This window comes from Saccharothrix sp. ST-888, from assembly GCF_000955975.1.
In the GTDB taxonomy this organism is placed as follows: domain Bacteria; phylum Actinomycetota; class Actinomycetes; order Streptomycetales; family Streptomycetaceae; genus Kitasatospora.
Genome location: NZ_JYJF01000719.1, coordinates 1 through 332 on the forward strand (window position 1 = coordinate 1; position 332 = coordinate 332).

The following is a 332-nucleotide window of genomic DNA, read 5'->3' on the forward strand; positions in this document are numbered from 1 at the left end:
GGCAAGAACCTGGTCGACATCATTCTGTCCAACAACGGCTACAACGTGGTCAATCTGGGGATCAAGCAGCCCGTCGCGGCGATCCTGGACGCCGCCCAGGAGCACAACGCCGACGTGATCGGCATGTCCGGCCTGCTGGTCAAGTCCACCGTGATCATGAAGGAGAACCTCCAGGAGCTCAACCAGCGCGGCATGGCCGCCGACTACCCCGTCATCCTCGGCGGCGCCGCCCTCACCCGCGCCTACGTCGAACAGGACCTCCACGCCATCTACGAAGGCGAAGTCCGCTACGCCCGCGACGCCTTCGAAGGACTCCGCCTGATGGACGCGCT

Annotated in this window: 1 protein-coding gene; it reads left to right on the top strand. The window is 64.8% G+C overall.

What is annotated here, in order from left to right:
• A partial coding sequence (locus UK12_RS34340; RefSeq protein WP_045307145.1) for a cobalamin-dependent protein occupies positions 1–332 on the top strand: 332 nt, incomplete at both ends.